Below are 24,790 nucleotides of genomic sequence, written 5' to 3'. Positions count from 1 at the left end.
CCGGTTATCAACTATCCAGGGGACACATGTCGTTCGACGCGGAATGGGCCCAGCACAAGGCCGCCGCACTCGCGCAGCAGTCACCCGCCATGCGCCTCAACCACGTGCCCGCCGACGCGAGCACGGCGGGGAGCCCGGCCGGGAGCCTCGTCGCCGGGGCGCAGTCCATCAACGGCAACGCCAACCTGCTGATCGAGATCGCCGCACTCCTGCACGAGGGCCGGCCCGACGGAGACGCGAGCACCATGGCCCGCGCCCCGCGGGCCCACGCCGACGTCTCGACGGAAGCCCTGCGCTTCGCCCGCTTCGCCGACGACCAGTTCAAGGACACGATCAACCTGTTCGCCGCCCTGGCCACCAAGCTCAAGACGACCGGAACCAGCTTCGCGCAGGTGGACGACGGGACCGCCCGCAACTTCCTCAACGGCATCCTCGACGGCGGCCAGTACGTGAAGCCGGAGTCGAAGTGAGCCTGAGCCACCGCAAGGACGTCGAGTTCCTGGAGGAGTGCAACCCGGCCCTCGTCGAGCGCAACGCCGCCGAGTTCAAGCGGCTGCGCGACCTCCTCGTCCAGGTCGAGGAGCCCGCCCGGCGCGCCGAGACCGGTACGCAGTGGCAGAGCGACGGCAGCCACACGTACACCGACCGCCTGTCGGAGGCCCGCCAGCTCGTCCTCCACATGGCGGAGGGGTACGACAAGGCCGCCAGCGCCCTGCACGCGTACGCCGCGGCCCTGACCACCGCCAAGTCGCACTACTCGAACGGCAAGCGCACCGAGCGCAAGCTCGCGGCGCTCATCGCCACGAAGGGCACCGCCATCACGCGCACGGCGCAGGAGGCGGAGCCGATGTGCCAGTGGGAGGACATGCGGGCGACGACCGGCGTCATGGACTTCTTCGCCGAGCTGACCATGGACGTGGACGACATCCGTGACGAGGCCAACCGGCTCCACGACGACGCGGGCGGCAGCTTCCACCAGGCCAAAACCGCCGAGGGCGAGGCACGCAGCGTCTGCGTGCACGCGCTGAAGCAGGCGTACGAGCTGCTGCCCGAGTTCAAGGTCAAGAGCGGCGCCGGTGGCGGGGTCGACGTCTACGCGGCCATGGCCGACATCCGCCGCGAGGCGGCCGAGGCCCGCACCAACCCGCTGACGCACCTCCCGGGCAGCGGCCCGAAGAAGGACATGACCGGGCCGTTCGGCAACGACCCGGTCTCCCCCGAGCTGCGCGACATCCGGATGCGGGTGGCGGGACTGCCGGAGGCGGACGACAACTACTGGGACCCGCCGCAGTCGGACGAGGGGCGGGCGGAGTGGATCCGCAACAACAAGGAGATCCTGCGCGCCGCCGCGCAGCGGGCGGGCCTGCCGGAGGAGATGGTCGCCGGCATCGCCTGGAAGGAGGTCGGTGGACAGCCGGGCATCTTCGACGACGGCGTGGACTTCTTCCGCCAGGCCGCCGATGCCCCGTGGGGGCTGAGCCCGATCACGGCGGAGAACCTGCCGGACCGGGCGGGAGGCAAGCCGGACGAGACCTCCTTCGGGCCGATCGCGGTGCAGCTGCGCCGCGGGGCGGAGGTGCTCGGCTACGACCCGGAGCACCTCACCGAGCAGCAGCGCAACGTGGTGAAGTCCGCGCTCCAGGACCCGAAGCAGAACGCGTTCATCGCGGCCGGCTTCCTGGCCCAGATCAAGGAGGAGACCGGCTACGCGAACGTCCCGGCGGACCAGCTGACCGAGGCCCAGATGCAGGAGATCGCAGCCCGCTACAACGGCGGCCCGTACTGGGAGTCGAAGAAGGCCCAGGACTACGGTGATGATTTCCGCAACAACCTCGGCAACGTGAAGAAGGCAATGCGATGACGTACGGGCGCGAGAGCATCGACCTGCCCGAGGACCGGGGCTGCCTCCGATGGGTCCTGGGCGTCCCGCTCGGCCTCATCTACCTGCCTGCGGTCTACATCTGCGTCCTCCTGCTGATGGCGGACCCGATCGCGCCCCTGGACCACCGCATGCGCGACGATGCCCACACCATGGGCGTGGTCGCGGTGTGCATCAGCTTCGCCGGCCTGCTCCTCTCCCTCCTCCCGGTCTACCGCCGCACGATGAACCGCTGGTGGTACGCCGTCCCCGTCGTCCTCGGCGCGATCGCCTACATCCGCGCCGAAACCCTCTGACGCCGTCGGCCAATGACCAACGATCCTGGCTGGTGGAGCAGTTGCGCTGTCGTAGGGCCGTGGTGGAATGACTCGATGGCATGGAACGAATGGGAGAACGCGAAGGCTGAAGCAGTGGCCCAGCGGCAGGTGTCGATGCGGCTCAACCAGTTACCGGGAGGCCCGGCGGGCAGCAGCGGCGAGGCTGATCTCGTCGTGCACCAGGACGACCTAGGGGACGTGGGTCATGAGGCCTTCGCCCTGCACGGGAAGTTGCAGAAAGAGGCGGACATCGCCGGAGCCGGGTCGAACCCGGAGGGGGCCGGCTCCACGATGCAGGCCGCCGCAGCGCTGAAGGCGAGCACGTTCGCTCTCGGGGGCGAGCTGGAGACGACGGTCTCGGTGTGGACCTCACAGGTCAGAACCGTTCTGCAGGCCTGCGCGCACATATCCAACCATCTGGACTACTCGAAGAAGGCGCACGCCGAGGACGATGCCGCGATCGCCGCGTCCCTCCGCAACCGCGACGGCTCTGCCGTGCCGGTGTCGCGGCTCGCCGAGTACTTCAAGTAAGGGGGGGTGCGTCATGAACTACACCGATCTCATCGAAGTCGATCTCGGCAAGTTGGGGACGGCCGTCGCGGACTGGAAGCGCATGTCCGGCGAACTGCAGCGCCTCGGGGGCGAAGCCCGCGACGGCCTCAAGGCCAAGGCCGACAAGGCCCGCTGGGAAGGCGTCAACGCCGGGGTCACCCGGGACTTCACCGGAAAAACGGTCAAGGAGATCGAGGACCTCCACACCGAGGCGAAGAGCATCTTCAGCGTCCTCGACGACGCGCACGCGGAGCTGAAGAACCTCCAGCAGCAGGCGAAGAACCTGGCGGACGACGCCCGGAAGAACGGGTTCAACGTCAGGGCCGGCAAGGACGGCACGACCGTGATCGTCGAACCCCTGCTCTGCACGGTGAAGGGGCCCGGGCAGCGGGAACAGGACCTGATGCACTGGTACGCGGACACGCTCGCGGACGTGGTGACCCACGCCGGCGAAGTCGACGCCGCCGCGGTGCGGGCCCTGCGCGCGAGCCACGGCGGTGACCCCTCCAACCCGGGGCACGCGACGTACACGTCACTCGACGGGGAGATGCTGCCCCGCGCCATGAAGCTGGCCGGCCTCGGGGAAGACGCCAACGCCACACAGCGCAAGGAACTGCGGCGGCTATGGGAGTCCCTGAGCCCGGAGTCCCGCGCCCAGCTGTGGACGCAGCACAAGGACGACCTGCTGGCCGCGGGCCTGCTGACGCCGACGGTGAAGCGGGTGTCCGCGGACAAGGGAGCCGGGCCGTTCGACGCCCGGTCGCCGGGCGTCGGGGACTACTGGAAGGAGCTCCAGGCAAACGGCATCTCGAACTCCGGTGACTTCATCGGGATGACCGATGCGGCCCGGCACATGGACCACTATCTGAACGGCAGCGGCCGCACCCTCGATCTCGACGTCGACAGGATGCTGACCGACGACGCCGCCCTGCGCGACCACACGGGAATGGTGCGCGCCCGTGAACAGGACGAGTGGCGCCGCCAGGCGTTGGACGCCTTTGAGAAGTCGGGGGGCAAACCCGTCGCCATCCCGGTGGAGACCTGGGGAGAGGGGTACGAACACTCGGATCGCAACTGGTACCTGGCTGTGGGCAGCGCCATGTCGAACACGACGGGTGTCGTGACGGTGGTGCCCGGGCCGGATGGCAAGCCGCAGGTCGGCTTCGACTACCAGGTGAACATCTGGGACCGTTACAACTGGGATCCCGGCAAATCCACTCCCATCGGGCCGACCAGCGTGACCGACGCCGACATGGCCCGGCTGCATCAGACGGGACTCGCGAAGGAGTTCGACATGCGGGGCAGCAGCTCGGTACAGCACCACGACCTCAGCCCGGCCGGGGGCGGCAGCTGGCCGGACCCGGAGGACCCCGGGCGGGACGGGACCCGTAAAGACCTCGGACGTAACGGGGACGCACGGTGAGTGGTGTGCGGCGGGGGATGCGGCGGTCCGGCCTCGTGGGTGCCGTTGTCGTGGTCGTCGCCCTGCTCGGCGGGTGCTCCGGGGCGGGCGAGGGGCATGACGTCCGCGATGCGCCCCACTGGGAGGAAGGGGCCACCGTGGAGTCCGTCTCGAAGACCCTGCAGGTGCAGGTGCCCACAACGGCGACCGATGCCCGGGCCGCCCGCCGGAAGGGGTTCCAGGACGACGGGCTGATCCTCACCTTCGTCCTGCCGACGGACGAGGTGGACGGCTTCCTCGATCGGCTCCGGCCGGAACGCCCCCTGCGGCTCCGCGAAAAGCCGTGGGCCGGAGAAGGAAAGCCGGCGACGCCCTTCGCGCACCTCGGGCTCCCGGAGCCCGAATCGCTCGCGAACGTGCGGGAGGGGCAGGTCTGTGCGCCCTGCAAGGACGAGCTGGACTGGTTGAAGGTCGCCGTGGCGCGGGCCGACGACCGGAGCAGTCGGGTCTATCTGCACGGGGTCGACTGAGCGCCCGTCACCGGACGCACCGCAGCCCCCGCCCGGACGGGGCGGGGGCTGCGGGGGCCGGGCCGGTCAGGCGGCCACGGCCACCTGGACAGGCTCGTCCAGCGGGGAGGACGAGGCGGTCTCGTAGGCCTTCTTGTCCAGGATTCCCTCGCGGGCCGCGACCACGACCGGGACCAGGGCCTGGCCGGCGACGTTGGTGGCGGTGCGCATCATGTCCAGGATCGGGTCGATCGCCATCAGCAGGCCCACGCCCTCCAGGGGCAGGCCCAGGGTGGAGAGGGTCAGCGTCAGCATGACCGTGGCGCCGGTCAGGCCGGCCGTGGCTGCCGAGCCGACCACCGAGACGAAGACGATCAGCAGGTAGTCGGTGATCGTCAGCTGGACGTCGAAGATCTGCGCGATGAAGATCGCGGCGAGCGCCGGGTAGATCGCGGCGCAGCCGTCCATCTTCGTGGTGGCGCCGAACGGGACGGCGAAGGAGGCGTACTCCTTCGGGACGCCGAGGCGTTCGGTGACCTTCTGGGTGACCGGCATGGTGCCGACCGAGGAGCGGGAGACGAAGGCCAGCTGGATCGCGGGCCAGGCGCCCTTGAAGAACTGGATCGGGTTGACCTTGGCGACCGTCGCGAGGAGCAGCGGGTAGACGCCGAACATCACGAGGGCGGAGCCGACGTAGACGTCCGCGGTGAAGGTCGCGTACTTGCCGATGAGTTCCCAGCCGTACGAGGCGATCGCGGTGCCGATCAGGCCGACGGTGCCGATCGGGGCGAGGCGGATGACCCACCACAGGGCCTTCTGGAGGAGCTCCAGGACGGACTCGGCGACGTTCAGGAGCGGCTGCGCCTTGTTGCCGAGCTGGAGGGCGGCGATGCCGGCGACGGCGGCGAGGAAGACGATCTGGAGCACGTTCAGCTCGGTGAACGGCGTGACGATGTCCTTCGGGACGATGCCGGTCAGGAAGTCGAGCCAGGAGCCGTGGCGCTTGGGCAGCTTGCCGTCGGCCGGGGTGAGGCCGGTGCCGGCGCCCGGGTTGGTCAGCAGGCCGATCGCGAGGCCGATGCCGACGGCGATCAGCGAGGTGATCATGAACCAGAGCAGGGTGCGCGAGGCGAGCCGGGCGGCGTTGTTCACCTTCCGCAGGTTGGTGATGGACACCAGGATCGCGAAGAAGACGAGCGGGGCGACGGCCAGCTTCAGCAGCTGGACGAAGATGTCGCCGATCTGCTCAAGGGTCGTGGCGAGCCAACTGACGTCCTGGCTGCGGGCGATCCAGCCGAAGAGGACGCCGAGCACGAGGCCGGTGACGATCTGGGCCCAGAACGGGAACTTGAAGGAGGCCTTGGCGGGGGCCTGAGGGGTCGCGGACACGGACACACTCCGGTGGTGATGCGCAAAGAAGGGGGGAAGAGAAGAACGGCGTGGGCTCAGCGACAGCCACAACAGGCCGCGGACACGCGGCGGCAGAGGTCGACGTGCAGGCGCGCCACGAGCGGGACGCTCGCGGTCATTTCATGCGCAACTGTGGTCAACATGTTTAACACGCTAACACTTTCCCTTTGAGGTTCTCAAAGGTGCACTTTGAGCCAGAGGGAAGCCAGAGGGAGCTGCACCCCCCGGAAACGCCGAACGCCCCAGCACACGGGGGAAGTCCCGGTGCTGGGGCGGTTCGGTGAGTGGAGAGGTGTGAGGAAGCTAACTCAGGCGCGGGCGGCGTCGTCGGCCGCGTCCTCCTGGGAGCGGTTCGCGGCGAGCCGGTCCTTGGCGCCCGCGACGCGTCCGGAGATCTGCGCGGACATCTCGTCACGCTGCTTGCGCAACAGCACGAAGGAGAGCGGCGCGGAGATCACCAGGGCGAGCAGCACCACCCAGGCGGGATTGGCGTCGCCGAGGCCGGCGGGCACCCAGCCCACGTTGACCAGTACGGCAACCAGGACGAGGCATCCGACGAAGATGCCCAGCCGCATCGCGGTGTAGCGGATCGTCGCGCTCGGCTTGAGGGACACGGTGACCCCTTCTCTCTCGTCGGTACGTCGTCACGTGCCCGTCCAGTGAAGCACGGCGCAGGTACGGACAAACCCGCCGGGGGTCAAACGAGAGGCAGCAGCATGGTGATGTCGTCGCGGTCGTCGCCCGGGGCCACCCGGATGGCGCCCGGGACGCGGCCGACCTCCTTGTAGCCGCAGGCCGCGTAGAAGTGCTCCAGCCCGTGGCCGCCGCGGCAGCCGAGCCGCAGCGCGTCGAGGCCGCCCAGGGAGCGTGCCGCGTCGGCGACGGCCTCCATCAGGGCCCGCCCGGCGCCGCGCCCCTGGAGCTCGGGGCTGACCATGACGGTGTAGACCCAGGCCCAGTGCCGCTGGAGCGCGTGGCCGTTGTGCCCGATGAACGCGGCCGCGCGCACCCGCCCGTCCGCGTCCCGCCCGACGACGAGCCGGTTGCGCTCCTCGGCCATGGCCACCAGGTGCTTGACCAGCTCGGGGCGGATGTCGTCCACGGTCACGGGCGGGACGAAGCCGACCGCTCCGCCCGCGTTGGAGACGTCGGTCCACAGCTGCACGAGGCCGTCGCGCAGCTCCCGGTCGACCGTCGGCTCGAACGTGAAGGTAAGGGTCATGGGCGGAGAATATCTATTACCGGCCCTGGTGGGCAACGGAAAAGGGGCGCCGCACGGAAAGGCCCCGGGTCCCGGTTCGCGAAGAACCGGGGCCCGGGGCCCGAAACGTCCGTGAACGCGCTCAGACGCGCATCGCCTGCGGGGTCTCGCGCAGCGCCGCGTCCGGGCCGGGGTACTCGCGGATGATCTCGTACCGCGTGTTGCGCTCGACGGGGCGGAAGCCCGCCTCCCGGATCAGTTCCAGCAGATCGTCACGGCCCAGCTTGTTCGGCGTGCCGTAGTTGTCCGCGTCGTGCGTGATCTTGTACTCGACGACCGAGCCGTCCATGTCGTCCGCGCCGTGCTGGAGGGCGAGCTGGGCGGTCTGCACGCCGTGCATGACCCAGAAGACCTTGACGTGCGGCACGTTGTCGAACAGCAGCCGCGAGACCGCGAAGGTCTTCAGCGCCTCGGCGCCCGTCGCCATCGTCGTGCGCGCCTGGAGCTTGTTGCGGACCTTGCCGTCCTGCATGTCCACGAAGTCGTGCTGGTAGCGCAGCGGGATGAAGACCTGGAAGCCGCCGGTCTCGTCCTGGAGTTCGCGCAGCCGCAGCACGTGGTCCACGCGGTGGCGCGGCTCCTCGATGTGCCCGTAGAGCATGGTCGACGGGGTCTTGAGGCCCTTGGAGTGCGCCAGGCGGTGGATGCGCGACCAGTCTTCCCAGTGGGTCTTGTGGTCGACGATGTGCTGGCGGACCTCCCAGTCGAAGATCTCCGCGCCGCCGCCGGTGAGCGACTCCAGACCGGCTTCGATCAGCTCGTCGAGGATGTCGGAGGCCGACATCCCGGAGATCGTCTCGAAGTGGTGGATCTCGGTCGCCGTGAACGCCTTCAGCGAGACGTTCGGCAGCGCCTCCTTCAGCGCGGAGAGCGAGCGCGGGTAGTACCGCCACGGCAGGCTCGGGTGCAGGCCGTTGACGATGTGCAGCTCGGTGAGGTTCTCGTTCTCCATGGCCTTGGCCAGGCGCACGGCCTCCTCGATGCGCATCGTGTACGCGTCCTTCTCGCCCGGCTTGCGCTGGAACGAGCAGTAGGCGCACGACGCGGTGCACACGTTCGTCATGTTGAGGTGGCGGTTCACGTTGAAGTGGACGACGTCGCCGTTCTTGCGCGTGCGCACCTCGTGGGCGAGGCCGCCCAGCCAGGCCAGGTCGTCGGACTCGTAGAGGGCGATGCCGTCCTCACGGGTCAGCCGCTCGCCGGAGCGAACCTTGTCCTCCAGCTCACGCTTGAGCCCAGCGTCCATTCCGGTCGTCTCCTCTACGGGTCCTGTCCTGCCTGCAACCGCCACCCACCGTACTCTTAGCCCTCTTCGGGCAGGTCCCCGACCCGGTTCTCCCACTTGGTGGAGAGCACGATGGTGGTACGGGTGCGCGAGACGCCCTTGGTGCTGGAGAGCTTCCGAATGATCTTCTCCAGCCCGTCCACGTCGCCGGCCCGCACCTTGAGCATGTACGAGTCGTCGCCGGCGATGAACCAGCAGTCCTCGATCTCCGCCAGGTCGCGCAGGCGACGGGCCACGTCCTCGTGGTCCGCGGCGTCGGAGAGGGAGATGCCGATGAGCGCCGTGACGCCGAGGCCGAGCGAAGCCGCGTCGACGGTCGCGCGGTAGCCGGTGATCACGCCGGCCGACTCAAGCCGGTTGATCCGGTCGGTGACGCTGGGGCCGGAGAGGCCCACGAGCCGGCCCAGCTCCGCGTACGAGGCACGTCCGTTCTCCCGAAGTGCCTGGATGAGCTGCCTGTCCACCGCGTCCATATGCCTGGACCCTTCTATTATTCGGCGATCCCGCAAGTTTACGTATAGAATCAAAGGCACACAGGGTCAACACCCTGTGAATCTTTCAACAGATCAGTGATGATCTCGATGATCTGACGACTTCAGGAGTGGTTCACCGTGTACACGATCGAGATGGCCTACGCGCACATGCGACAGCTCCAGGAGCTGGCCAACCGATCCCGCACCGACCAGCCCGCCGCCGCCCACCGCGTCGACCGGACCCGCAAGCCGGGCCGCGCCAAGAAGCGCTAGCCACCGCTTGCCTCCCGGGAGCGGGCGGCTCCACCGAGCTCTCCCTCCCACCGGCGGTACAGCTGGTGCGGCACCCCTGCCGCATCCAGCACCCGCCCCGCGACGAAATCCACCAGGTCCTGGATGTGCGTCGCACCCGCATAGAACGCCGGAGAGGCGGGCAGCACCACTGCGCCCGCCTCGTCCAGCGCCACCAGATGCTTCAGCGTCTGCCCGTTCAGCGGGGTCTCCCGCACCGCGACCACCAGCCGGCGCCGCTCCTTGAGCGTCACGCTCGCGACGCGCTGGAGCAGGTCCTTCGAAAGCCCGAGCGCCACCCCCGCCACACAGGCCGTGGACGCCGGCACGATCAGCATCCCCTGCACGGGGTACGAGCCCGAACTCGGCCCGGCGGCCAGGTCACCGGCGCCCCAGTAGCGGACGTCGTCAAGTTCCGGCCGGGAATACGTCCCCGGCTTGCCGTCCGCCCCGCGCTCCAGCCAGGCGGCGAGGTCGTCCCGCCAGTGCGCGTCGCGGAAGGCGATCCCGGTCTCGTCCAACAGGGTCAGCCGCGAAGCCCGGCTGACCACCAGGTCCACGCTCTCCCCCGCCGCGAGCAGTCCGCGGATCACCGCGGCCGCGTACGGCGTCCCGGACGCCCCGGAAACCCCGACCACCCACGGGGTGCGCTTGCCGTCAGTCATACCTCCGAGACTATCCGGCCACTGCAAAGCGACGCTGAGTAAGGTGGCCCGAGCGTCGACACCGGGGGATCAGGACATGGCCGAAATGCAGGGCGCCGTACGGCTCGACGAATGGAGCCGGACCGACCGGGCCGGGGCCGCCGGAAAGCTGATGCTGGCCTGGGTGGCCCTGCTGTGGCTGATCGAGTTGGTCGACCTGGCCACCGGCCACGCCCTGGACGCGTACGGGATCACCGCCCGCACCGCCGACGGACTGACCGGGATTCCCCTGGCCCCCTTCCTCCACTTCGGCTTCGGCCACCTGGCGTCCAACAGCGTCCCGTTGCTGGTCCTCGGCTTCGTCACCGCGCTCGGTGGGATCCGCCGCTTCCTCGCGCTGTGCGCGGTGGTCGTCCTCGTGGACGGGCTCGGCGTCTGGCTGGTCTCCGCCCCGGACACCGTCACGGCGGGCGCCTCGGGGCTGGTCTTCGGCCTCTTCGGCTACCTGCTGGTCCGCGGCTTCGTCGAGCGGCGGCCGCTGGGCGTGCTGGTCGGCGTCGCGATCGCCGCGTACTGGGGCACGGGCATCGTGACCGGCATCCTGCCGACCGACACCGCGGTCAGCTGGCAGGGCCACCTCTTCGGCCTCCTGACGGGCACGGCCTGCGCCTTCGCGTTCCGCCGCCCGACGGCGGCCGTAGGCGCCTAGCGCGGCCGGCCGACGACCTGGTCGCGCACGACGTCGCGCAGGACGACGCCGTCGAACGAGCCCCACCGCGCCCGCGCGTGCGGGAGTCGGGTGGTGGGGTCCTGCCGCGGCGTCACGCCGTCACAGGGACAGGCCGCGGGCGATCAGGTCGGCCAGGGCGCACGCGAAGAGGGCCATGCCGATGAAACCGTTCACCGTGAAGAAGGCCCGGTTCAGACGGGACAGGTCGTGCGGCTTCACGATCGTGTGCTCGTAGAGGAACGCCCCCACGACCACCAGCAGACCGAACCAGAAGAACGGTCCCGCGTCCGTCGCCACCGCGTACCAGGCCAGCAGGCCGGTGGTCGCCACGTGCGCGCCGCGCGCGCCCCACAGGGCCGCCGGAACACCGAACCGTGCCGGGACGGACTTGACTCCGTCCGCGCGGTCCGCCGCCACGTCCTGGCAGGCGAAGATCAGGTCGAAGCCGCCGATCCACACGCCCACCGCCAGGCCCAGGATCACCGCGTCCCAGGACCACTCGCCGGTCACCGCCAGCCAGGCCCCGACGGGACCCATGGCCTGCGCCAGGCCCAGGATCGCGTGCGGGAAGTTCGTGAACCGCTTCCCGTACGGGTACACCACCATCGGGACCACCGCGACCGGCGCCAGCGCCAGGCAGAGCGGGTTCAACAGCGCCGCCGACCCGAGGAAGACGGCCAGCGCGATCCCGGCCCCGGTCCACGCCGACCGTACGGACACGGCGCCCGTGACGAGCTCGCGCCCCGCGGTGCGCGGATTGCGGGCGTCGATCTCCCGGTCGATGATCCGGTTCGCGGCCATCGCGAAGGTCCGCAGCCCCACCATGCAGACGGTGACGAGCAGCAGCTCGGCCCAGTGCATGCCCCGGTCGAGGCGGAACATGGCCGTCAGTGCGGCGATGTAGGCGAACGGCAGCGCGAAGACCGAGTGCTCGATCATCACGAGCCGCAGGAACGCCTTCACCTTGCCGGTCGGCTGCGGTGCCGGGCCGGGCCCGATCACCCCGTCGGCGGTGGTCATCATGCGAGGGCTCTCCGGAAGTCTTCGAGTTCCGCGCGGAGCGCGTCGGCGTCCACGGGCGGGATCTCCAGCGTGAGCGGGGCCAGTTCCTCGCCCTCCGGCGGGGTGACGGTGGCCAGGAAACGGCAGTCCCCGCCGCCCTCGCCCGGGTAGGCCTGGAGGCGCAGCACCTCGCCCGCCCCGACGATGAACGGGCCGCTCTCGAAGGACAGCTCGGCCAGCAGGCGGTCGGCGAAGTCCTCGGCCTCCGCGTCCCGCAGGCCCGGCAGCTCGAAGCCGCCGCCCTCGCCGCTCTCGTCGTCCCACATCAGCGCCCAGACGTTGCCCGGTCCCGCGAACTCCTCAGGCGAGACGCCGGCTTGTTCGGCGGCCTCGCGGACCTCGGGGTCGGCCGGGTCCAGGCGCGGGCGCACGACGGCCACGTACGCGGTTTCGGTGCCGATGAAGAGGGCGGGTCCGCCCATGGCTACGGGGCTCACAGTCCGTACTCCTTCCAGCGGCGGTCCACCAGGGCCGCGGTCGCCGGGTCGGACTCCACCATGTCGGGCCAACCGCCGTCGCGGGTGTAGCCCTCCTCGGGGAGCTTCTTGGTCGCGTCGATGCCCGCCTTGCCGCCCCAGAACTGCTGGTACGAGGCGTGGTCCAGGTGGTCCACCGGTCCCTCGACCACGGTGAGGTCACGGGAGTAGTCGGTGTTGCCGAGGGCCCGCCAGGACACCTCGTGCAGGTCGTGGACGTCGCAGTCGGAGTCCACCACGATGATCAGCTTGGTCAGCGACATCATGTGCGCGCCCCAGATGGCGTGCATGACCTTCTGGGCGTGCTTCGGGTACTTCTTGTCGATCGAGACGATCGCGCAGTTGTGGAAGCCACCCGACTCGGGCAGGTGGTAGTCCACGATGTCCGGCACGATGATCTTCAGCAGGGGCAGGAAGAACCGCTCCGTGGCGCGGCCCAGCGGCCCGTCCTCGGTCGGCGGCCGGCCGACGACGATCGACTGGAGCAGCGGACGCTTGCGCATCGTCACGCAGTCGATCTTCAGCGCGGGGAAGGGCTCCTGCGGGGTGTAGAAGCCGGTGTGGTCGCCGAAGGGACCCTCCGGCAGCATTTCGCCCGGCTCCAGCCAGCCCTCGATGACGACTTCGGCGTTGGCCGGGACCTGGAGCGGGACCGTCTTGCAGTCGACCATCTCGATCCGCTTGCCCGCGACGAACCCGGCGAACAGGTACTCGTCGATGTCGCCGGGCAGCGGCGCGGTCGACGCGTAGGTGACGGCCGGCGGGCAGCCGAAGGCGATCGCGACCGGCAGCCGCTCGCCGCGCTTGGCGGCGACGGCGTAGTGGTTGCGGCTGTCCTTGTGGATCTGCCAGTGCATGCCGATGGTGCGCTTGTCGTGGCGCTGCAGGCGGTAGAGGCCGAGGTTGCGCACGCCCGTCTCGGGGTGCTTGGTGTGCGTGAGGCCGAGGTTGAAGAAGGAGCCGCCGTCCTTGGGCCAGGTGAACAGGGCCGGCAGCTGGTCCAGGTCGACGTCGTCGCCGGTGAGGACCACCTCCTGGACGGGGGCGTCGCCCTTCACCTTCTTCGGGGGCACGTGCACCATCGATCCGAGCTTGCCGAAGGCCTCGCGGACCCCGATGAAGCCCTGCGGGAGTTCCGGCTTGAGCAGGCCGCCGATCTTCTGGCTGATCTCGCCGTACGACTTGAGGCCGAGGGCCTTCAGGAGGCGGCGGTCGGTCCCGAAGACGTTCATGGCCAGCGGCATCGCCGAGCCCTTGACGTTCTCGAAGAGGAGGGCCGGACCCCCCGCCTTGTTCACTCTGTCGACGATCTCCCCGACCTCCAGGTACGGGTCGACTTCGGCCTTGATGCGCTTGAGGTCGCCCTCCCGCTCCAGAGCCCGGAGCAGCGAGCGGAGATCGTCGTAAGCCATAGGGGCCAGTATCCGTCACCGACTAACCTGGGATCGTCACCGGGGCCCAAGGGCGGGTCCCCCGTCACTGCTGGGGAGTCGGTCCCACACCGTGCTGCGCTATCTGCCGTTCCTGCTGATCATCGCGCTGACCATCTACGCCTTCATCGACTGCCTGAACACCCCGGAGGAAGAGGTCAAACACCTTCCGAAGGTGGTCTGGGTGATCATCATCCTGTTGTTCTCGATCGTCGGCCCGGTGGTGTGGCTGTTCGCGGGGCGTCAGCGGTCCGCGGTCGGCGGAGGCCGGACGCGCCGGACGCAGTGGGTGGCGCCCGACGACAACCCGGAGTTCCTGCGCTCCCTCAGCGAGGACCGCGACAAGAACAAGGACCGGGACACGGACAAGGACTGACCGACCCGGACGGCCCCGCCGGCCCCGATGGCGGCGTGTGGCGCAGCACACGATTGAACGCGTTCAAGGCTGCTGCAAGAATGGCCTGATGCCGGTGCCGGAGAACAGCGGGGGGCCGCGGGTCGTCGACACGATCCTGCGCAATCTGCTCGCGTACGGGGTCGCCGTCGCGGCCCTGCTCGCCCTGGCCGGAGGCGATCCGCACACCCACGCCACCGTCCCCGCGGTCTACGACGCGCGCGCCGACGAGATCGTCGGCACCTGGCGCTGCGTCGAGGGCACCGAGGTCGTCTTCCGGGCCGACGGAACCGCCACCGTCACCGACCTGCGGGGCCAGGAGCGGGACTACGACCTCGGCTGGAGGCTCTCGGGAACCGGCAGCTGGAAGCTGATCGGCAAGGAGCCCGCCGGCTGGAACTACGGCCAGCACGTCCGCCTGCACCTGCCCGCGCCGACCGGCGCCGGGGCCCGCAGCGGCACCCCGCCGCAACCCGCGCCGCAGTCCGCGCCGCAGTCCGCGCCCGCACGCTACAAGTGGACCTTCGAGCTGCGCCGCGACCGGCGGCAGACCCTGGAGCTGTTCTTCTACTACGGCGATCCGGAGGCGCGCAGCGCCTACGTCCTGGAGAAGGACGCGTAGGAAGCCCGCAGCTCCGCCCAGCGTGCGTCGGTCCACCGCGACCAGTCCGCCGGATGGCCCTGCAGTGCGGATTCCAGCAGCTCGAAGTGGTGGTGCCAGCCGGCCAGGGAGTCGAGGCGGTCCTCCTGCGAGCCGTCCCGCTCGTTCAGGAAGCGGATCACCGTGGAGTCCGTGCCCACCGCCTCCAGGTGGAAGCGCATGCGGCCGTGCTCGCCCACCGTGTACTCCACGACCCGCTCGACGTCCCAGGCCGTGACGTGGCCCGAGACCGTCGTCCCGCCGTTCAACCAGTGCAGGGTGACGGCCCCGCCGAGCCTTCGCTCCAGGACGTCCGCGGCGGCCAGCCAGCCGCGCAACCCGTCCGCCGTGGTCAGGGCGGGCCACACCGCCTCGTACGCAGTCGGCACGTGCACCTCGAACCGCAGCAGCCAGCGGCCCTCGCCGCGGCTCTCACTGGTGGCATGACTGACAGGTGCCATGCCACCAGCGTGCCACTCCTACGGGTCAGACGCCCGCGTAGGAGTGCTTGCCGTTGAGCAGGATGTTCACGCCGTAGTAGTTCCAGATCCAGCAGGCGAAGGCGAACAGCGCGAGGTACGCGGCCTTGCGGCCCTTCCAGCCGGCGGTGGCGCGGGCGTGCAGGTAGCAGGCGTACGCCACCCAGGTCACGAAGGACCAGACCTCCTTGGGGTCCCAGCCCCAGTAGCGGCCCCAGGCGTCGCCCGCCCAGATCGCGCCCGCCACGATGGTGAAGGTCCACAGCGGGAAGAAGGCCGCGTTGATCCGGTACGAGAACTTGTCGAGCGTGGACGCCGAGGGGAGCCGCTCCATCACGGACGTGGCGAACCGGCCGGGCGTGCCGCCGCGGGCGAGCTTGGACTCGTACCCGTCGCGGAAGAGGTAGAGCACCGTGCCGGTCGCACCGATGTAGAAGACCGCGCCGCAGATGATCGCGGTGGAGACGTGGATCCACAGCCAGTACGAGTGCAGCGCCGGCACCAACTGGTCACTGGCGGTGTACAGCCAGGTGGTGGCGATGCCGAGGTCCAGCAGGACGGTGGTGACCAGGATCAGGCCCATCCAGCGGACGTTCTTCTTCAGCACCAGCAGGATCAGGTACGCGCCGACGGCCACCGTGGAGAAGGTGAGCGAGAACTCGTACATGTTGCCCCAGGGGGCCCGCTGCACGGACATCGCGCGGGAGACGACACCGGCCGCCTCGATGACGAAGGCCAGGGTGGTCAGCGAGATCGCGATGCGGCCGTACAGGTCGCCGTTCTCGGTGCCGCCGGCCGCGCCGGGGCCGTCCGGCACGTCGCGGGTTCCGGCCGTGGAGCGGGTGACGACCTTCGGCTTGTCGAGGACGGCCGTGCCGGCCTTGCCGCGCACCTGGACCGCGGGAGCACCGGCGGCCGCGGCCGCGGCCGCGGTCTTGGACCCGGCGCCGGTGAGCGCGGCGGCCGTGCGGCCCACCTTGCTGCGGCCACCGAAGATCCATTCGGCGATGTGGGCCAGGAAGGCGAGCGTGTAGACCGCCATCGACGAATAGACCAGGTAATTACTGATCTGAGCCAAATTCTCGTTGACTTCGGCTGCGAGCGGCGTCATCCGCGCTCCCCTTCAACAGTTTCCTTGACAGGTTGGTCGGGCGCCGTGGGCGCCTGCTCGTGGAGGGCGGCGGCGAGCTGCCCCAGCTCCTCAGGGAGCTTGGCCGACTCGCTGCGGCCGAGGCCCGCCATCTCGACGACGGTCACGCCGTCCTCGCCGGCCGCCGCGCGCACCCAGACCCGGCGGCGCTGGATGAACAGCGACGCGGCCAGGCCGCCGATCGCGGCGATCGCACCCGCGAGCGCGAGGCCGCTGCCGGGCTGCCGGGTGATCGTGAAGGTGGCCCAGCGCTCGATGCCCTCGAACTTCACGGTGCCCGCGCCGTTCGGCAGCTCCATCGTCTCGCCGGGCAGCAGCCGCTTCTTGAACAGCTGCCCGTCGGCGTCCTTGAACTCCTTCATCTTGGAGGTGTTCAGCTGGTACACGTTCTGCGGCAGGCCCGCGTCCATGCCCAGGCTGCCGTGGTAGGCGCTGAGGGCGAGGACGGGGAACTTCAGGTCCGGGAACTGGGAGAGCATCGTGCCCTTGCCCTCGCCGGCGAAGGTCGGCACGAACATGGCGTTGAAGCCGAGCTGCTCCTTCTCGCCGTCCTTGTCGCGGTAGCCGTCCGGCACCTTGACCGCGCCCGAGGAGCTCAGGTTCGAGTCGAAGGGCAGCATCGGCACGGCGTCCTTGTAGACCACCTTGCCGGTCGGGTCGGTCACCGAGATGACCGGCGCGTAGCCGTGGCCGAGCAGGTAGACCTTGGCGCCGTCGACCTCCAGGGGCTCGTTGACCTGGATCTCGCGCTTCTGCGGTGCGCCGTCCGCGCCGTCGCGGAAGGTGACGTGCGCCGTGAAGTCGCGCGCGGTGCCCTTCTGCGGGCCGCTCTCCTCGTACGAGGCGTCGAACTTGTCGAGGGTGAAGGAGAAGGGCGACAGGTCCTCGGGGGTGAACATGCTGCCGGACTTGAAGTCGTCGTACTGGGTCAGCGTGTTCGCGAAGCCCTTGCCGCGCAGGACGAGCTTGCCGCCCTCGGACTTGAACAGCTGGCCCCAGGCGAACGCGATCAGCATCACGATCAGGGCGATGTGGAAGACCAGGTTGCCGGCCTCGCGCAGATAGCCCTTCTCGGCAGCCACGGAGCCCGCGCCGGCCTCGATCCGGAAGCGCCGCCCGCCGAGGACCGTCTTCGCCTGCGCGAGCACCTCGTCGGGGGACTTGCGCGTACGCCACGTCGTGTACGCGGGCAGCCGGTCCAGCCGCTTGGGGGCGCCGGGCGGACGCCCGGTGAGCTGTCCGACGAACTGCCAGCTGCGCGGGACGATGCAGCCGATCAGCGAGATGAACAGCAGCAGGTAGATCGCGGAGAACCACACCGAGCTGTAGACGTCGAAGAGCTGGAGCTTCTCGGCGAGCGGGACCCAGAAGGAGTGGTCCTCCTTCCACTTGGTCACCTTCATCGCGTCGACCTGGGTCTGCGGGACGAGGGAGCCGGGGATGGAGCCCAGGGAGAGCAGGAAGAGGAGGATCAGCGCCACCCGCATCGAGGTGAGCTGCCGCCAGAACCAGCGGAGCCAGCCGATCACGCCGATGCCGACGGGGCCGCTGCCGTCCTCCTCCGCGGGGGCGGTGGACAGCTGCGCCCCGGCGGCCGCCTCGGCGGACTCCTCGGACGGGTTCGGCGCCTCGGTGGACGCCTTGTCAGTCGTACTCATTCGCGTGTAGTCCTCAGATCCCCACCGTGAAGCCTTGGGTCCAGATGCGCATGTCGTCGACGATGCTGGCCCACGTTCCTGTGACGAGCAGCAGGCCGGTCAGGACCAGCATGCCGCCGCCGATGCGCATCACCCATGCATAGTGCTGCTTCACCCAGCCGAATGCGCCGAGCGCCTTGCGGAAGGCGAGGGCGGCGAGGATGAAGGGCAGTCCCAGGCCCAGACAGTAGGCGACGGTCAGCAGCGCGCCGCGGCCGGCGCTGGCCTGGTCGAGGGAGAGCGTGCTGACCGCGGCGAGGGTCGGGCCCATACAGGGGGTCCAGCCGACGCCGAAGAGCACGCCGAGCAGCGGCGCGCCGATCAGGCCCGCGGTCGGCTTCCGGTGGAAGCGGAACTCGCGCATCGTCAAGCCCGGGATCAGGCCCATGAAGAAGAGGCCGAGCACGATCACCAGACCGCCGAGGACCCGGGAGATGACCTCCCGGTTCGCCTGGAGCGTGCCGCCGAAGTATCCGAAGAGCGCGCCGGTGGACACGAACACCGCCGTGAATCCGACGATGAACAGGCTCGCCCCGGCCAGCATCCGGCCGCGCCGGGCCTCAGCGAGGTCGGCCCCGCTGATGCCGGTGACGTAAGAGAGGTAGCCGGGGACCAGTGGCAGCACGCAGGGCGAGAAGAAGGAGACGAGGCCGGCCAGTACCGAGATGGGCAGCGCCAGCATCAGGGCGCCGCCGAGGACCGTCGTGTTCACGCCGGTCGGCTCGGCGGCGAGGGTGAGGAGCTCGGGGACCACGAGGTCACTGCTCCGCGAGCAGCGGGTCGATCATCGAGCGCAGCTGTTCCTCGTTGATCGCGACGAGGGTGCGGGCGGCGATGTGGCCCTGCTTGTCGAGGACGATCGTGGAGGGGATGGCCTGCGGGTTGAGGGTGCCCGAGGGGAAGCGGAGCAGCAGCTTCCCGTCCGGGTCGTAGAGGCTCGGGTAGCCGATCCCGAAGTTCTCCTCGAACGCCGCGGCGTTCTGCTTGCTGCTGTCGCGGGTGTTGATGCCGACGAAGGCGACGTCCTTGCCGGCGTCGGCGAGCTCCTTGGACACCTTCGCGAAGTTCGGGGCCTCGGCGCGGCACGGGGGGCACCAGGAGCCCCACACGTTGAGGACGACGACTTGGCCCTTGAGGGTGGTGGTGTCGAGGGTCTTGCCGTCGACGGTCTCGCCGTCGAGCTTGGGGGCGTCGGTGCGGGCGTCCTTGGCGACGGTGGAGATGCCGTGGGTGCCGGTCACGTAGCCCCCGCCCGAGGAGCCGTTCGGCTTGGCGTCGCCGTCGCCGCACGCCGACAGGGTCAGTGCGCTCGTGAGGGTCACGGCGGTGAGCAGGAGGGCACGGCCGCTGGTCGAGCGGCTGCTGGTTCGACGACGACGCGTGCGGCCAATTCTCATGTGAAAAGTTTCGCATGACTGATTTGCCGATCTTTCGCACCCCCCGGAGGTGTGTTAAGCCGCTGGTCAGGCCCCGGAGAGGTACGTGTGCCAGCCACCGGTCGGTGACTGACCCGGAGCCAGCTCCTGGAGCCGGGCGAGCAGCTTGGGGTCCTGTGCGTCGAGCCAGTCGGCGAACTGCCGGAAGGAGACGAGCCGCACGTCCTTTTTGTCCGACATGCCCTTGAGGGCCTCCTCGACGGCGTCCATGTAGATGCCGCCGTTCCACTCCTCGAAGTGGTTGCCGATGAACAGCGGCGCGCGGTTCGTCTCGTACGCGCGCCGGAAGCCACCGAGGTACGAGCTGGTGGCCTGGGTGCGCCAGGCCGGGTAGTTGGAGGGCATGCCCCGGGTGGTGTTCTTCGACTGGTTGGCGAGGATGTTGTAGTCCATCGACAGCACCTCGAAGGAGTGCCCGGGGAACGGCATGGACTGGAGCGGCAGGTCCCAGATGCCCGACCTCTTCACCGGCCACACCTGGACCCCGCCGGGCGAGGAGGCGTCGTAGCGCCAGCCCAGCTTCTGCGCGACCGGCAGCAGGTTGTCCTGGCCGAGCAGGCACGGGGTGCGGCCGCCGACCAGCTCCTTGCGGTAGTCGAAGGGCAGGGGGTCGAGGTCGGTGAAGCCCGTGTGGGTCCGCCAGTTGGTGACGAAGGACACGGCCTGGTCGATCTCGCTCTGCCAGTCGTCGGGGGTCCAGTGGGCCACGGAGCCGGAGCCGGCGCAGAAGTGGCCGTTGAAATGGGTCCCCACCTCGTGGCCGTCGAGCCATGCCTGGCGGACGCACTTGAGGGTGTTGCGGACGTTCTCGTCCTTGAGGTAGCCGATGTCGGAGGCGCCGACCGGGTTGTTCGGCGGCTTGTAGAGGTCCTTCTTCGACTCGGGCAACAGGTAGATGCCGGAGAGGAAGAAGGTCATGGCCGCCCCGTGGTCCTTGGCGAGCTTGAGGAAGCGCGGGAAGAGGCCGTTGCCGATCTCCCCCGCGCCGTCCCAGCTGAACACCACGAACTGCGGCGGGGTCTCGCCCGGCTGGAGCGGCACGGGCTTGGCCGGCTGGTGGGGCTGCGGTCCGCAGTCGGCGGTGGAGCCGTCGCCGATCGGCCGGACGGCCGTCGCGGACGGGCCGGGGCCGCCCGGACCGCCGGGGCCGTCCGGACCGGGACGGCCCGGGCCGGGCGGACGGCTGCCGCCGCCGCAGCCGGTGACCCCGGCGGCCACCGCGACGGCCGCGGCGCCGAGCCCGAGCAGTCCCCTTCGGGTGAAGAATTCGCGCGTCGCTTCGCTCATGAATAGTCACATAAACGGACTTTTCAGCGAAGTCGAGGGGCAACGCGGAACATCCCGTACGACTTGTACGAGTTTTTAGGCGCCGAAGGCCTTCGACTTGCCCTTCACCGGCTTTGCTCCCGCGAGCAGATGAGCCGGGACCAGGTCCCGGGCCGGCTCGCTGTAGCCCACCGACACCAACCGGTCCCCGTCGTACGTGAACGACGTCAGCGAGGCCAGCGTGCACTGCCGGCGCCGCGGGTCGTGCCACAGCCGGCGCTTCTCCGCGAAGCTGCGCACGATCCAGATCGGCAGCTGGTGGCTGACCGCCACCGCCTCGTGGCCGCGGGCCGCGTCACGCGCCGCCTCGATCGCGCTCGTCATCCGGACGACCTGCTCCACGTACGGCTCGCCCCACGACGGCTTGAACGGGTTCGTCAGGTGCTTCCAGTTGGCGGGCTTGCGCAGCGCGCCGTCCCCGACACCGAAGGTCTTGCCCTCGAAGACGTTCTCCGCCTCCAGCAGCCGCGCATCGCTCGCCACGACCAGGCCGTGGCTCTTGGCGACCGGCGCCGCCGTCTCCTGCGCCCGCTCCAGCGGGGAGGAGACCACGTACGTGATGTCACGGTTCTGCAGGTGCTCGGCGACCCGCTCGGCCATCTCGCGGCCCAGCTCGGAGAGGTGGTAGCCGGAACGGCGCCCGTAGAGGACCCCGTCCGGGTTGTGCACCTCTCCGTGGCGCATCAGGTGGACGACGGTGATCTCGCTCATGCGGTGGCCTCCGGGGTGGCCTGCGCGGCGGCACGGGCGGCGGCGGGCAGCGCGGCCGCGATCCGCTCGACCGCCTGCTCGTCGTGGGCGGTGGAGACGAACCACGACTCGAACGCCGACGGCGGCAGGTAGACGCCCTGCGACAGCATCGAGTGGAAGAAGCCGTTGAAGCGGAAGGACTCCTGCTTCTTGGCGTCGTCGTAGTTCTTGACCTCGTCCTCGGTGAAGAAGACGGAGAACATGTTGGACGCGGTCTGCAGCCGGTGCGTGACGCCCTCCTTGGCGAGCGCGTCCGTGACCAGGCCCTGGATCTGCGCGGAGACCGCGTCGACCTTCTCGTACGCGGCCGCGTCGAGGAGCTGGAGCTGTGCGAGGCCGGCGGCCGTGGCGATCGGGTTACCGGAGAGCGTGCCCGCCTGGTAGACCGGGCCGGCCGGGGCCAGGTACCCCATCACGTCGGCGCGGCCACCGAACGCCGCGGCCGGGAAACCGCCGCCCATGACCTTGCCGAAGGTCATCAGGTCCGGCTTGACCCCGTCGACGCCGTACCAGCCGGCGCGGGAGGTGCGGAAACCCGTCATGACCTCGTCGGAGATGTAGAGCGCGCCGTTCTCCCGGCACACGTCCGCCAGACCCTGGTTGAAGCCGGGGGCCGGGGTCACCACACCCATGTTGCCGGGCGCGGCCTCGGTGATCACGCAGGCGATCTCGCCCGGGTGCGCGGCGAACGCCGCCCGCACCGCTTCGAGGTCGTTGTACGGCAGCACGATCGTGTCGCCGGCCTGCGCACCGGTCACCCCGGGCGTGTCCGGAAGCGCGAAGGTTGCCAAACCGGAACCGGCGGCGGCGAGCAGCGCGTCCACGTGGCCGTGATAGCAGCCCGCGAACTTCACGATCTTGGCCCGGCCGGTGAAGCCGCGCGCCAGCCGGATCGCCGACATGGTCGCCTCGGTGCCCGAAGACACCAGACGGACCTGCTCGACGGGTTCGATGCGCGCGACGATCTCCTCGGCGAGCGCGACCTCGCCCTCACCGGGCGTGCCGAAGGAGGTGCCGCGGGCGACGGCGGCCTGGATGGCCTCCACCACGGCCGGGTGGGCGTGGCCGAGAATCATCGGTCCCCACGAGCAGACCAGGTCGACGTACTCGCGGCCGTCGGCATCGGTCAGGTACGGACCGGTACCGGACACCATGAACCTGGGCGTTCCACCCACGGCGCGGAAGGCCCGCACGGGAGAGTTCACGCCGCCAGGCGTCACGAGGGACGCGCGGTCAAAGAGAGTCTGCGAGACTTTGGCTTCATACGGGTACGGGTAGCTCACACCAGCCATGGTCTCATCAGGCCGCGACTGACTTGCGGACGGGCGTTTCACCGCGCCGCCCCTGGGGAGGTCACTGCCATGATGATCAGGCTGCGTGGCGGAGGTCACGGGGCCGGGGCAGGCAAGACCAGTCGGGTGGAGATATGCAACGCGGTGGTGGACCGGGCGAGGGTACGGACGGCCTCGACCCGCAGCGCGCCCGCGAGGCCCGCGAAGCCCGCCGACGGGGCAAGCACCGGCGCCGGGCAGCTGACGCGGCCGAGCCGGTACCGGGGCCGCTGGATTCCCCCGACGCCGACGGCCTGCCCAAGGGTCGCGGCATGGGCGTGACGTACAAGTACTTCGGCGCGCCCGACGGCGCGACGGCCGCCCGCGTCCCGGTCACGATGCGACCGGAGGAGCTCGGCGGCGACGAGCTCGGCATGGGCGGCCTGTTCACCAAGATCAAGCCGGAGACGGTGGCCGCGATGGTCCTGACCGGTATCGAGGGCATACCGCTGCACAAGGTGCCCCCGCTGGAGCTCGTCGTCCTCCACCCCGACTACGCGGTGGTCAAGCTCCCGATGACCGTCGTCGACCCGCTGCGCGGCATCGGCGAGGAGTCGGTGGGCGCCGCGGCGTTCATCTGGTCCACGGTCCCCGACCGCGGCGGGCCCCGCGACGCCTTCAACGTGTACCAGCTGCTCCACGAGTGGCAGGACTTCAGCCACCGGCTGCACGAGGCGGGCCACCAGCCGTACTGCCTCGTCTGGCCCTGACCCGGCCCTGAAGCATCAGCCGACGGAAGCGGTCAGCGTCTTGAGGGCCCGCTCGCGCAGGGGCGTGATCCGGATGCGCGAGGCGGCGCCGTTGTGGACGGCGTTGGTGGCGATGACCACGTACCGGCCGGTGGCGGGAGCGAGGAACAGACTCGTACCGGTGAACCCGTGGTGGTAGGCCACGGCTCCACCGGCCCCCAGGATCCAGCCCAGGCCGCGCTGCAGGCCGGGCTCGACCTCCGTCTGGGGGATGAGGCTCGCAGTGAGCCACCGGCCGAGCGCGCTCTCGCGCCCCGCGAGCAGCCGCTCGGCGTACGTGGCGAGATCGGCGGCCGGCGCGAACACCCCGGCATGGCCGGCGACCCCGCCCAGCACGGCCGCGTTCTCGTCGTGGACGACACCCCAGATCCGGTCGTGGCCCTCGCACTGCTCGGTCGGCGCGACCCGCGGCGACTGCGCCACCGGGCCGTACGCGGTGCCGCCCATGCCCAGCTCGGCCCACAGGGCACCGGCCAGCTCGTCCAGCGGACGCCCGTGGACATGGGCGAGGGCGAGGCCGAGGAGGATGTACCCGCGGTTGACGTAGCGGTGCGTGCCCGGGAGGTTCTCCATGAGCTCCTGGCAGATCAACTCGTGCAGGGGGCGCGCGGTCAGGTCGTAGAGGTCGAGCCGGGTGGCCGCCCGCAGCCCGGCGGTGTGCGAGAGCAGCTGTCGCACGGTGGCCTCCGCGCTGGGCATCGTCCCGTCCATGGCCGGCAGGAACTCCCGTACGGGGCCGTCGAGCGCGAGCAGGCCCGCGTCCACGGCACGGCCGACGAGCGGCCAGGTCGCGGTGACCTTCGTCAGGGACGCGATGTCGTAGACGGTGTTCTCGTCGGGGGCCACCGGTCCGGTGAACGGGGAGACGACCCCGGCCGACAGGACGGCACGGTCCCCGGCCGCCGTACCGCACACGACGACGCCGCCCGGGGTGGCGCCGTCGGCGACGATCTCGCGCAGCACGTCGTGCAGTCCGCAGGTCTCGGCGGTCGTGAACGGTACGGCACGGTTCATCGGGTTCATCGGATTCATCGGGTTCATCGGGTTCGGCTGGCTCATCTGTGCCTCCGGCTCGGTGGTGGCCCCCGCTCTCACCACCCAGCGTGACCATGCCGTC

The 24,790-nt window shown here is 70.0% G+C and carries 29 protein-coding genes; 11 read left to right on the top strand and 18 right to left on the bottom strand.

The genetic code is table 11. The features are described 5' to 3' along the window. Positions 1–26 precede the first annotated feature (26 nt). The 6 genes from OG974_RS24255 (at position 27) to OG974_RS24230 (ending at position 4,680) form a co-directional block, all read left to right on the top strand. Positions 27–470 (top strand): hypothetical protein, encoded by a 444-nt coding sequence (locus OG974_RS24255; RefSeq protein WP_327284784.1) that lies wholly within the window; start codon positions 27–29, stop codon positions 468–470. Further along, positions 467–1,861, top strand: a complete 1,395-nt coding sequence (locus OG974_RS24250) for a hypothetical protein (protein ID WP_327284783.1) — start codon at positions 467–469, stop codon at positions 1,859–1,861. Before OG974_RS24255 ends, OG974_RS24250 begins: the two co-directional genes overlap by 4 nt. Next, entirely contained in the window at positions 1,858–2,175 is a 318-nt protein-coding gene (locus OG974_RS24245; protein WP_327284782.1) for a hypothetical protein, read from the top strand. The genes OG974_RS24250 and OG974_RS24245 overlap by 4 nt, the downstream gene beginning before the upstream one ends. A gap of 75 nt (positions 2,176–2,250) precedes the next feature. Then, positions 2,251–2,727, top strand: coding sequence for a hypothetical protein (locus tag OG974_RS24240; RefSeq protein ID WP_327284781.1), 477 nt, complete (start codon positions 2,251–2,253; stop codon positions 2,725–2,727). Between the two features lie 13 nt (positions 2,728–2,740). Beyond that, complete coding sequence (locus OG974_RS24235) at positions 2,741–4,171, top strand: hypothetical protein (protein WP_327284780.1); 1,431 nt, start codon at positions 2,741–2,743, stop codon at positions 4,169–4,171. 35 nt (positions 4,172–4,206) lie between these two features. After that, positions 4,207–4,680: a hypothetical protein gene (locus OG974_RS24230; protein WP_327284778.1), complete on the top strand. Its 474-nt coding sequence runs from the start codon at positions 4,207–4,209 to the stop codon at positions 4,678–4,680. 66 nt (positions 4,681–4,746) lie between these two features. Here OG974_RS24230 and OG974_RS24225 read toward each other — a convergent pair whose 3' ends face one another. From OG974_RS24225 to OG974_RS24205, 5 genes are all read right to left on the bottom strand, one after another. After that, complete coding sequence (locus OG974_RS24225) at positions 4,747–6,054, bottom strand: dicarboxylate/amino acid:cation symporter (RefSeq protein WP_327284777.1); 1,308 nt, start codon at positions 6,052–6,054, stop codon at positions 4,747–4,749. Between the two features lie 323 nt (positions 6,055–6,377). After that, positions 6,378–6,644, bottom strand: coding sequence for a DUF4229 domain-containing protein (locus tag OG974_RS24220; protein ID WP_371646903.1), 267 nt, complete (start codon positions 6,642–6,644; stop codon positions 6,378–6,380). A gap of 122 nt (positions 6,645–6,766) precedes the next feature. After that, complete coding sequence (locus tag OG974_RS24215; RefSeq protein ID WP_327284775.1) at positions 6,767–7,291, bottom strand: GNAT family N-acetyltransferase; 525 nt, start codon at positions 7,289–7,291, stop codon at positions 6,767–6,769. A gap of 121 nt (positions 7,292–7,412) precedes the next feature. Next, positions 7,413–8,576: an aminofutalosine synthase MqnE gene (gene mqnE, locus OG974_RS24210; RefSeq protein ID WP_054223295.1), complete on the bottom strand. Its 1,164-nt coding sequence runs from the start codon at positions 8,574–8,576 to the stop codon at positions 7,413–7,415. A gap of 56 nt (positions 8,577–8,632) precedes the next feature. Then, complete coding sequence (locus tag OG974_RS24205; protein ID WP_327284774.1) at positions 8,633–9,088, bottom strand: Lrp/AsnC family transcriptional regulator; 456 nt, start codon at positions 9,086–9,088, stop codon at positions 8,633–8,635. Positions 9,089–9,226: 138 nt separating this feature from the next. Here OG974_RS24205 and OG974_RS24200 point away from each other — a divergent pair, with 138 nt between their 5' ends. Next, entirely contained in the window at positions 9,227–9,361 is a 135-nt protein-coding gene (locus tag OG974_RS24200) for a hypothetical protein (RefSeq protein WP_327284773.1), read from the top strand. Here OG974_RS24200 and OG974_RS24195 read toward each other — a convergent pair. Further along, the gene (locus tag OG974_RS24195; protein WP_327284772.1) at positions 9,358–10,044 is read right to left on the bottom strand and encodes a UbiX family flavin prenyltransferase; all 687 of its coding nucleotides are present in this window, start codon (positions 10,042–10,044) and stop codon (positions 9,358–9,360) included. The two genes, OG974_RS24200 and OG974_RS24195, sit on opposite strands and share 4 nt — an antisense overlap. Positions 10,045–10,120: 76 nt before the next feature. On the opposite strand from OG974_RS24195, the gene OG974_RS24190 reads away from it, so the two are divergent. Next, the gene (locus tag OG974_RS24190) at positions 10,121–10,732 is read left to right on the top strand and encodes a rhomboid family intramembrane serine protease (protein ID WP_327284771.1); all 612 of its coding nucleotides are present in this window, start codon (positions 10,121–10,123) and stop codon (positions 10,730–10,732) included. Between the two features lie 120 nt (positions 10,733–10,852). Here OG974_RS24190 and mqnP read toward each other — a convergent pair whose 3' ends face one another. The 3 genes from mqnP to OG974_RS24175 are packed head-to-tail and all read right to left on the bottom strand — an operon-like array spanning position 10,853 to position 13,703. Beyond that, positions 10,853–11,776 (bottom strand): menaquinone biosynthesis prenyltransferase MqnP, encoded by a 924-nt coding sequence (gene mqnP, locus OG974_RS24185; RefSeq protein WP_327284770.1) that lies wholly within the window; start codon positions 11,774–11,776, stop codon positions 10,853–10,855. Continuing rightward, the gene (locus OG974_RS24180) at positions 11,773–12,252 is read right to left on the bottom strand and encodes a hypothetical protein (RefSeq protein ID WP_327284769.1); all 480 of its coding nucleotides are present in this window, start codon (positions 12,250–12,252) and stop codon (positions 11,773–11,775) included. Before OG974_RS24180 ends, mqnP begins: the two co-directional genes overlap by 4 nt. Continuing rightward, positions 12,249–13,703: a menaquinone biosynthesis decarboxylase gene (locus OG974_RS24175; RefSeq protein WP_327284768.1), complete on the bottom strand. Its 1,455-nt coding sequence runs from the start codon at positions 13,701–13,703 to the stop codon at positions 12,249–12,251. The genes OG974_RS24180 and OG974_RS24175 overlap by 4 nt, the downstream gene beginning before the upstream one ends. 91 nt (positions 13,704–13,794) lie before the next feature. Between OG974_RS24175 and OG974_RS24170 the strand changes: the two genes are divergently transcribed. Next, a complete protein-coding gene (locus OG974_RS24170; RefSeq protein WP_327284767.1) occupies positions 13,795–14,097 on the top strand; it encodes a PLD nuclease N-terminal domain-containing protein in 303 nt (100 codons plus the stop codon). An 88-nt stretch (positions 14,098–14,185) separates the two neighbouring features. Next, the gene (locus OG974_RS24165) at positions 14,186–14,737 is read left to right on the top strand and encodes a hypothetical protein (RefSeq protein WP_371644444.1); all 552 of its coding nucleotides are present in this window, start codon (positions 14,186–14,188) and stop codon (positions 14,735–14,737) included. Here OG974_RS24165 and OG974_RS24160 read toward each other — a convergent pair. The 8 genes from OG974_RS24160 to hemL all read right to left on the bottom strand — a co-directional run bounded on the left by OG974_RS24160 (position 14,713) and on the right by hemL (position 22,885). After that, positions 14,713–15,216: an SRPBCC domain-containing protein gene (locus OG974_RS24160; protein WP_327284765.1), complete on the bottom strand. Its 504-nt coding sequence runs from the start codon at positions 15,214–15,216 to the stop codon at positions 14,713–14,715. The genes OG974_RS24165 and OG974_RS24160 overlap by 25 nt on opposite strands. A gap of 25 nt (positions 15,217–15,241) precedes the next feature. After that, on the bottom strand, positions 15,242–16,345 hold the full coding sequence (gene ccsB, locus OG974_RS24155; RefSeq protein WP_371644442.1) for a c-type cytochrome biogenesis protein CcsB: 1,104 nt from the start codon (positions 16,343–16,345) through the stop codon (positions 15,242–15,244). Beyond that, a complete protein-coding gene (locus OG974_RS24150; RefSeq protein WP_371644440.1) occupies positions 16,342–18,042 on the bottom strand; it encodes a cytochrome c biogenesis protein ResB in 1,701 nt (566 codons plus the stop codon). Before OG974_RS24150 ends, ccsB begins: the two co-directional genes overlap by 4 nt. Before the next feature lie 13 nt (positions 18,043–18,055). After that, positions 18,056–18,763, bottom strand: coding sequence for a cytochrome c biogenesis CcdA family protein (locus OG974_RS24145; protein WP_371646901.1), 708 nt, complete (start codon positions 18,761–18,763; stop codon positions 18,056–18,058). 76 nt (positions 18,764–18,839) lie between these two features. Then, positions 18,840–19,478, bottom strand: coding sequence for a TlpA family protein disulfide reductase (locus tag OG974_RS24140; protein ID WP_371644438.1), 639 nt, complete (start codon positions 19,476–19,478; stop codon positions 18,840–18,842). 66 nt (positions 19,479–19,544) lie between these two features. Continuing rightward, positions 19,545–20,804, bottom strand: coding sequence for a hypothetical protein (locus OG974_RS24135; protein WP_371644436.1), 1,260 nt, complete (start codon positions 20,802–20,804; stop codon positions 19,545–19,547). A gap of 75 nt (positions 20,805–20,879) precedes the next feature. Next, positions 20,880–21,554, bottom strand: coding sequence for a histidine phosphatase family protein (locus tag OG974_RS24130; RefSeq protein ID WP_327284759.1), 675 nt, complete (start codon positions 21,552–21,554; stop codon positions 20,880–20,882). Beyond that, on the bottom strand, positions 21,551–22,885 hold the full coding sequence (gene hemL / locus OG974_RS24125; RefSeq protein WP_327284758.1) for a glutamate-1-semialdehyde 2,1-aminomutase: 1,335 nt from the start codon (positions 22,883–22,885) through the stop codon (positions 21,551–21,553). The genes OG974_RS24130 and hemL overlap by 4 nt, the downstream gene beginning before the upstream one ends. A gap of 311 nt (positions 22,886–23,196) precedes the next feature. On the opposite strand from hemL, the gene OG974_RS24120 reads away from it, so the two are divergent. Further along, positions 23,197–23,634, top strand: a complete 438-nt coding sequence (locus OG974_RS24120) for a hypothetical protein (protein ID WP_030161262.1) — start codon at positions 23,197–23,199, stop codon at positions 23,632–23,634. Between the two features lie 15 nt (positions 23,635–23,649). On the opposite strand, the gene OG974_RS24115 is transcribed toward OG974_RS24120, so the two are convergent. Beyond that, a complete protein-coding gene (locus tag OG974_RS24115) occupies positions 23,650–24,732 on the bottom strand; it encodes a serine hydrolase domain-containing protein (RefSeq protein ID WP_328763345.1) in 1,083 nt (360 codons plus the stop codon). Positions 24,733–24,790: the final 58 nt, after the last annotated feature.

It is taken from the genome of Streptomyces sp. NBC_00597, from assembly GCF_041431095.1.
Classification (GTDB): Bacteria; Actinomycetota; Actinomycetes; order Streptomycetales; family Streptomycetaceae; genus Streptomyces.
Note: the sequence above shows the minus strand (reverse complement) of the source record. Positions and strands in the feature narration are given on the sequence as shown.

Excerpts from the sequence above, each read along its gene's own strand:
- OG974_RS24255 (WP_327284784.1), top strand. The coding sequence starts at position 27 with ATGTCGTTCGACGCGGAATGGGCCCAGCACAAGGCCGCCGCACTCGCG.
- OG974_RS24245 (WP_327284782.1), top strand. The coding sequence starts at position 1,858 with ATGACGTACGGGCGCGAGAGCATCGACCTGCCCGAGGACCGGGGCTGC.
- OG974_RS24240 (WP_327284781.1), top strand. The coding sequence starts at position 2,251 with ATGGCATGGAACGAATGGGAGAACGCGAAGGCTGAAGCAGTGGCCCAG.
- OG974_RS24235 (WP_327284780.1), top strand. The coding sequence starts at position 2,741 with ATGAACTACACCGATCTCATCGAAGTCGATCTCGGCAAGTTGGGGACG.
- OG974_RS24220 (WP_371646903.1), bottom strand. The coding sequence starts at position 6,644 with ATGCGGCTGGGCATCTTCGTCGGATGCCTCGTCCTGGTTGCCGTACTG.
- OG974_RS24215 (WP_327284775.1), bottom strand. The coding sequence starts at position 7,291 with ATGACCCTTACCTTCACGTTCGAGCCGACGGTCGACCGGGAGCTGCGC.
- mqnE (WP_054223295.1), bottom strand. The coding sequence starts at position 8,576 with ATGGACGCTGGGCTCAAGCGTGAGCTGGAGGACAAGGTTCGCTCCGGC.
- OG974_RS24205 (WP_327284774.1), bottom strand. The coding sequence starts at position 9,088 with ATGGACGCGGTGGACAGGCAGCTCATCCAGGCACTTCGGGAGAACGGA.
- OG974_RS24195 (WP_327284772.1), bottom strand. The coding sequence starts at position 10,044 with ATGACTGACGGCAAGCGCACCCCGTGGGTGGTCGGGGTTTCCGGGGCG.
- OG974_RS24190 (WP_327284771.1), top strand. The coding sequence starts at position 10,121 with ATGGCCGAAATGCAGGGCGCCGTACGGCTCGACGAATGGAGCCGGACC.
- mqnP (WP_327284770.1), bottom strand. The coding sequence starts at position 11,776 with ATGATGACCACCGCCGACGGGGTGATCGGGCCCGGCCCGGCACCGCAG.
- OG974_RS24175 (WP_327284768.1), bottom strand. The coding sequence starts at position 13,703 with ATGGCTTACGACGATCTCCGCTCGCTGCTCCGGGCTCTGGAGCGGGAG.
- OG974_RS24165 (WP_371644444.1), top strand. The coding sequence starts at position 14,186 with ATGCCGGTGCCGGAGAACAGCGGGGGGCCGCGGGTCGTCGACACGATC.
- OG974_RS24160 (WP_327284765.1), bottom strand. The coding sequence starts at position 15,216 with ATGGCACCTGTCAGTCATGCCACCAGTGAGAGCCGCGGCGAGGGCCGC.
- ccsB (WP_371644442.1), bottom strand. The coding sequence starts at position 16,345 with ATGACGCCGCTCGCAGCCGAAGTCAACGAGAATTTGGCTCAGATCAGT.
- OG974_RS24150 (WP_371644440.1), bottom strand. The coding sequence starts at position 18,042 with ATGAGTACGACTGACAAGGCGTCCACCGAGGCGCCGAACCCGTCCGAG.
- OG974_RS24145 (WP_371646901.1), bottom strand. The coding sequence starts at position 18,763 with ATGCTGGCGCTGCCCATCTCGGTACTGGCCGGCCTCGTCTCCTTCTTC.
- OG974_RS24140 (WP_371644438.1), bottom strand. The coding sequence starts at position 19,478 with ATGAGAATTGGCCGCACGCGTCGTCGTCGAACCAGCAGCCGCTCGACC.
- OG974_RS24135 (WP_371644436.1), bottom strand. The coding sequence starts at position 20,804 with ATGAGCGAAGCGACGCGCGAATTCTTCACCCGAAGGGGACTGCTCGGG.
- OG974_RS24130 (WP_327284759.1), bottom strand. The coding sequence starts at position 21,554 with ATGAGCGAGATCACCGTCGTCCACCTGATGCGCCACGGAGAGGTGCAC.
- hemL (WP_327284758.1), bottom strand. The coding sequence starts at position 22,885 with ATGGCTGGTGTGAGCTACCCGTACCCGTATGAAGCCAAAGTCTCGCAG.
- OG974_RS24120 (WP_030161262.1), top strand. The coding sequence starts at position 23,197 with ATGGGCGTGACGTACAAGTACTTCGGCGCGCCCGACGGCGCGACGGCC.
- OG974_RS24115 (WP_328763345.1), bottom strand. The coding sequence starts at position 24,732 with ATGAGCCAGCCGAACCCGATGAACCCGATGAATCCGATGAACCCGATG.